This window comes from Arthrobacter sp. 10N418 (genome assembly GCF_056394725.1).
The window spans coordinates 1-1722 of record NZ_JBFTIK010000060.1 but is presented as its reverse complement, the minus strand read 5'-3'; the positions used below and the strand labels follow the sequence as shown (position 1 = coordinate 1722).

Below are 1722 nucleotides of genomic sequence, written 5' to 3'. Positions count from 1 at the left end.
TAGCCTCGATTTTTCATGGTGCTCGTTGATGGCCGCTGATTTGTGGCCGCGGCTGTTGGGCGGTTGTTTTCTGTTTTCGGGCAGTCTGGTGTGGCCTGTTGGTTCGCCTGGGTTGGCGCCGGTTCCACTTCCGGTGATCGTGCTGTTCGTTGGGGCAGGATGAGGTCCGCGATCAGCCGGTAGAAGGAACGAGCCCTTTGTTGAGCCGGGCGTTGGTCTCCAGGAGAAGTTTCRGGAGATCCTTTTCCGGGGCGGATTCCGAGAGCAGGAGCTGGTTGCGGCGGGCGCGGGTGATGATTTTCCCGGCGGTCGCGAAGAGCCGGTAGCGCCAGCGTTTGATGTCCCAAGCTTTGGCGTGGTGCCCGTCCGGGAGGGCGGCGAGCTGCAGCCAGGAGACCAGGTTGAGGGCGAGGGCGGCGATGTTTGCCCAGGCCTGGTTCGCGGCGAAATCAAAGAACGGCAGCTTGCCCAGGCCGGTGTTTTTCAGGGTTTTGATCCGGTTCTCGCACCGGCCGCGGGCGCGGTGCCTGGCGTCCAGGAACGGCCCGTGCCAGCGCGGGGAGTTGGTCAGGAACGCGGTGATCCGGTGCCCGTCGACATCGAGCAGGGTCGGCTGCGCTCCGGGGTGCAGCGGCTCGGCGCGGAGGAACAGGTTCGTGCCCGGCGGGTAATCGGTGAGCGGAACGACGTCGGTGGCGTTGATGACCCACGCATCGGTCCGGTCGGTCCCGGACTGGTCCAGGGCCGGCTGCCAGTACTCTTTGTCGCTGATCCAGTCGATCATGTGGGCCTTGCCGAACGGCAGGGTATAGCTGGTGGAGAACTGCACGCCGAGGCTATGCAGGTGCCAGAGGAATTTCCGTGAGGCCCCGGCACTGTCGGTACGGACCAACACCTTCTCCCCGGCCAGGGCCCCGGCCTCGTTGAAGAACCCGTCGGGCAGCTGGGCTGCGGCCGTTTGGAAGACCCGGATGTGGTCCTCGGCGCTGTTCGCTCCCGCGTTGCCCGGCCGCAGCACGGCGGCGAGGATCTCCCCGGAACCGTTGCCGCCGCCGTAATCGACGCTGGCGATGAACGGGGCGAACCCGTAGCCGCCTTTGTAGGTGCCGGCCACGTTCTCCTTATCCGAATGCGAGGTCACGAGCGTCGCGTCGAGGTCGATGATGAGCGGGTCCGCGGCAGTCGCGGCGAGTGCCGGGTTCCGGTCCCCGGCGGCGCCCCAGGCCCGGGTGCGCAGTTCCCGGGTAAGGGTTTCGAATCCGTAGCCGAACAGCTCCGGGTTCGCCACGGTGCGTTCGAAGAACCGTGACACGGTCGCGTTCGAGGGCAGCTGACCGAAGGCGCCGGGTGAGGACCGCAGGATGTCCAGATCCGAGGCGTGTTCGCCGCCGGCGGCGAGCATCGCGGCCAAAGAACCAACCAGCCGGCCCGGCCGGTGCTTCGCGCCAGAGGGAACAAACTGAACCAGCCTGTCCTCACACAGGCTACCGAAACCCAGCGCGTCCATGAAGCCGGTGAGCACCGAGACCCCGGCCTGGGAGATCAGCGACTGGCCGGTGAAACTGACCGGCAGGGACGGAAAAACACGGGTAGACTTCTGCATCGAAAGGGTGCTCCCTCGCTCGGCAAATAACGGTCTCGACAACCACTATTTTCCCAGTTCAGAGCACCCTTTCCCTGATTAACACGCCATCCCGACGGACCCGCCATGAAAACCTGGGG

The 1722-nt window shown here is 65.5% G+C and carries 1 protein-coding gene; it reads right to left on the bottom strand.

From position 1 onward, the window contains the following. Positions 1-172: 172 nt before the first annotated feature. Entirely contained in the window at positions 173-1603 is a 1431-nt protein-coding gene (locus AC1DCZ_RS19295; RefSeq protein ID WP_476976001.1) for an IS1380 family transposase, read from the bottom strand. Between the last annotated feature and the right edge of the window lie 119 nt (positions 1604-1722).